The sequence below is a fragment of the Piscirickettsia salmonis LF-89 = ATCC VR-1361 genome, from assembly GCF_000297215.2.
Taxonomy (GTDB): Bacteria; Pseudomonadota; Gammaproteobacteria; order Piscirickettsiales; family Piscirickettsiaceae; genus Piscirickettsia; species Piscirickettsia salmonis.
This window is the reverse complement of the sequence record NZ_AMFF02000167.1, coordinates 1-3,791: the sequence shown is the minus strand read 5'-3', so window position 1 is coordinate 3,791 and position 3,791 is coordinate 1. Positions and strand designations below refer to the sequence as shown.

General features: G+C 38.8%; 4 protein-coding genes and 2 pseudogenes. 3 read left to right on the top strand and 3 right to left on the bottom strand.

The window, feature by feature from the left end; genetic code table 11:
* Positions 1 to 375, bottom strand: a pseudogene (locus C200_RS16955) (transposase); the annotation flags it as partial.
* Between the two features lie 432 nt (positions 376 to 807).
* Between C200_RS16955 and C200_RS12805 the strand changes: the two are divergent.
* Entirely contained in the window at positions 808 to 1,929 is a 1,122-nt protein-coding gene (locus C200_RS12805) for a hypothetical protein (protein WP_016211913.1), read from the top strand.
* A 216-nt stretch (positions 1,930 to 2,145) separates the two neighbouring features.
* Here C200_RS12805 and C200_RS12800 read toward each other — a convergent pair whose 3' ends face one another.
* Positions 2,146 to 2,418, bottom strand: a complete 273-nt coding sequence (locus tag C200_RS12800) for a Txe/YoeB family addiction module toxin (protein WP_016211910.1) — start codon at positions 2,416 to 2,418, stop codon at positions 2,146 to 2,148.
* 3 nt (positions 2,419 to 2,421) lie between these two features.
* Entirely contained in the window at positions 2,422 to 2,682 is a 261-nt protein-coding gene (locus C200_RS12795) for a type II toxin-antitoxin system Phd/YefM family antitoxin (RefSeq protein ID WP_032126795.1), read from the bottom strand.
* A 272-nt stretch (positions 2,683 to 2,954) separates the two neighbouring features.
* Here C200_RS12795 and C200_RS12790 point away from each other — a divergent pair, with 272 nt between their 5' ends.
* Positions 2,955 to 3,545, top strand: coding sequence for a tyrosine-type recombinase/integrase (locus tag C200_RS12790; protein ID WP_033923809.1), 591 nt, complete (start codon positions 2,955 to 2,957; stop codon positions 3,543 to 3,545).
* A gap of 89 nt (positions 3,546 to 3,634) precedes the next feature.
* Positions 3,635 to 3,791: pseudogene (locus tag C200_RS12785) on the top strand (IS6 family transposase); the annotation flags it as partial.

Here is a 3,791-nt window from a genome sequence, read left to right as displayed (position 1 = left end):
CTATCATCATAAATATAACGGTAAATCGTGCTTTCACTCACCTGGATATCATGCTCTCGTATAAGTTCCTGACTGATAACATCGGGGTGATGTATGGGTGCTTAACCGTTGATGGATCAACATTTTTGCCTCCTCTGAAATTTGTCGAAAAGCTTGTCCTTGCTTAGCGTTAGCTCGTTTTCTTGTGCACAGCGAGAAGTAAGCCGGTGACAATAAAGACCTTTAAAATCGATTGGGGTGTGCCGTTTAATCTCACGGCTAATCGTGCTAGGAGAAAAAGCCAAGTGCTCTAGCAATTGATCTGAGCGAGTCTCCCTCTGATAACCGTTGTTCGATATAAAAACGATCTTTTTCATTTAAGTGCCGATAAACCATCTCTACCCTCTAAGTCAAAAGGCGAACTAGAGAGTTTATCTGTATGAATATGAACTCTCTACTGAGTGTTGCACTTCAGATGACGGAGGGCGCTTGTATTAGGTATAGACTCGTCAATGTCAGTCACCGAAGCAAGAAAACCGTAAATTAAAGTTTACTTAAAACTAATAATTGTTAACTTTATACCGGTTACGGTATTTATGTTTTTAATGTATAAATAAATTAAGTTGATTCACTTAATCATAGTTACAAGTAAAGGTATAATCGCAAAATGATCGATACTACATCCATTAGATTTTCACCTCTACCAATAGCAAGATAATTAATTAGATTTTTTATTTTAAAAAAATTTTTATTAAATTATACCAAACCTATTAACAGCTTAAAAACAAAAGATTTTATTAATTATTTTAAATTTAGAGGTTATAATTTATGAGTTTTGAACAAGCATGCGCGGCCCTAGAACGAGCAGGTGTTGATTTTCAAAATAGAGAAACAGAGCTTAAAGAAAATGAGAAATTGCAACAAGTAGTTTGCGCCCTTGCTCAGGTAAGGCTTCTCAACCCTGAAACTTGGGGGAAAATTCAGATTAGAAACTCAGAGGCTCAACAAATTATCATTGATATCATTGACTCTCTACCACTTCAATCTAAAGACGGCCCAACTGGTGAAGATGAACAAACTCCTATAGAAAAAACTGCATCTGCTATTGCTTATAGAGCCATTAATTATTTTATCGCATGTGATTGGGCAAAGCATATAAGTGATGATCGTTACATGGGCCAAGCTTACCGACGCTTTCAAAATGACAAGCCCTTCCAACAAGTCGCTACCCACCTTCACAAAAAGATTGCTGGAGACTTCGACTCAAGAACAATAGCAGACATACAAGGCTTTTATCAAGAAGAGCTCGCAGCCCTTAGTGCAGTATGGAAGCCATCCTTTTTAAGCCATCATCAAGAGCACGAGAGAGGCTTCCAAGCTGCTACTGAGCTTCATCAACGTGACTGCCTTTCTCTTGGAGATTGTGAAAGGTACCAAGCAATTTTTTCCCTTGGTGCGGGACAAATACTTTCTCAAAAGACTTTTGATCAAGTTTGTTCTAGTGACGATCCTAAAGTAGAGGCTGCAAAAATACTGATTCTCGACGCCCAATCTAAAGTAGCGGAAAAGGCCAAAGACTTGGACAAAGGCACTAGAGAGAAAATTTCAAATCATTTACAAACTAGACTGAAAAACAATACTGATACTCCTAAGAAGTCTTTACTGAGTACAGTTCGTATGGCGTCTCGTCCTCTCGGCCGACATTTTCGTCCAAAAAGGGATCTCGACAACTTGCCGGAGACATATAAAGTAGCTGAAAAATCTCTTAAAATAGCAGCTCGACTTCTTGATATTCCAATCGTCGAAATTACTAAAGCTATAACAGGTGGCAAGTCAGAAGAGTTTAACACTTATGGTGATCTAAAAAAATTCATGGAAAAAGAACAAAAGCATCTTCGTTCTCAAGCTGTACAAGAAACTGAGATGACAAGCATGACAGGGCCTTCATAATGGCACTGTTGCGAAAAGCTATAGTGAGCTTCAGAAAGGTTATTTTCTTGTGACTCATGTACGCAGACATTAGCCTAGAGCACAAAGTGCTCTAGGCTAATGTTGAAAAAAAGCTATAACCGCAGCGAGTCGGCCTGACTTAGTTGTGTGATTCATATGACGGAGAGCGTTTCTGATTGTTCTAGTCAGTTCACCTAGCACATGACAACAAAAACATCATTGATCATAATGGTAACGGCATGCAGCAATCATTAAACTGGTCGCATCAAATGAATAAACTAATCTATGCTCACCCTTTATTTTTCGGCTCCAATAGCCACTGAAATCATGTTTTAAAGGTTCGGGATGACCAATACCTTCTGTCGGCGTGCGTTGACATTCCTTTATAAGTTTATTGATTTTTTTAAGTACCTTTTTATCTGTATCTTGCCAATAAAGGTAATCATCCCAAGCATCATCACTCCAAGTAAGTAAGTTTAGTTTTGACAAAACTTACTCCTCAATAATATCACGTTGAACACCTTTACCTTCATCAAGTTGTTTCATGCTTCTCATAAGGCGTGTTGCCATTATTCTACTACTTAATAAGTGGATCGTTTCTTCCATACCACCAAAGTCAGAAGCAGAAATAATAACGACATCCTCAGCACCCTTGCGCTTCACAAGTACAGGGGCATTGTTTTCACACACCGTATCACAGGTACTCTTAAAATTATCCCGCGCTGCCGTAGCATTAATGTTGTCTCGTAACATAAGCCTATCTCCAATTTACGTACTAGTTTTAGTACATATTATAGTCTGTTTGACGTACTGCGTATAGTACGTGTTCCATAATATTAGAGCTATTTTAAATATGAAGACGAAATTGTCATAATTTTTTGGATAATCCCACCTAAAATCAACTTGTTATATATGATACAAACTATAACAACTTTAATACTATCAAGGCTTTCAGCCTGGACACCTCTACTCACTCGTTATATTATCATTATATAGATCAATAATATAATGAGTTTGAGGTCAAAATGGGCCTAAGTAAGCAAGCGCGAATTTTATCTGAACGACAGGAACGGATTGTTATAACTCACCTCAAAAACACAACCGCACCGCAGCGAAACCTCGTTTTGTTTTTGCTGTCGATAAAAGCCGGACTCCGTGCGAAAGAAATTGCACACATCCAGTGGAAAATGGTTTTTAACTCAGACGGTCAAATCGGAGATTGCATCCACCTAACCAACAATGTGAGTAAAGGTGATCAAGGTGGCCGCATCATCCCTCTTAATCAGCAACTGAAAAAAGCATTGATCGCATTACTTGAATCTCATCCACCCCATCATGAAAATGTCCCTATCATCATTTCACAACGCAAAGCTGCGTTTACTCCACAAACGATCGTCAATTGGTTTAGTCGTTTATATGCTGATTTAGAGTTTAATGGACATTCTAGTCATTCAGGTCGCCGCACCTTTGTTACTCGTGCTGCAAAAAATGTAATCCGTGCTGGTGGGAGTCTACGTGATGTGCAACAATTAGTGGGCCACTCCTCACTACAAACAACACAACATTATATTGAAGGTGACAGCGAGGCTAAAAAAAAGCTAGTCGAGCTAATTTAAAGGGGTCTATACGCCCCTTTTGGCACTGTTGCAAAAAATTTAGATTTGAGTAGGGTGTAGCAATCAACGGAAGTTAAGAGTGAATTGCTGTGGGTAGACGTAAACGATTTAAGAAGAATCAACCCTTTAAATGGAAGCATTATTCCGGTGAGATCATTCTTTGGCTGGTGCGTTGGTATGGCCGCTATGCCTTATCTTACCGTGATCTCAAAGAAATAGCAGCTGAAAGAGGTCTTGAGATTGAGC

Bases quoted from the DNA above. Each gene is read 5' to 3' on its own strand.
- C200_RS12795 (WP_032126795.1), bottom strand. From the start codon at position 2,682: ATGTTACGAGACAACATTAATGCTACGGCAGCGCGGGATAATTTTAAG.
- C200_RS12805 (WP_016211913.1), top strand. From the start codon at position 808: ATGAGTTTTGAACAAGCATGCGCGGCCCTAGAACGAGCAGGTGTTGAT.
- C200_RS12790 (WP_033923809.1), top strand. From the start codon at position 2,955: ATGGGCCTAAGTAAGCAAGCGCGAATTTTATCTGAACGACAGGAACGG.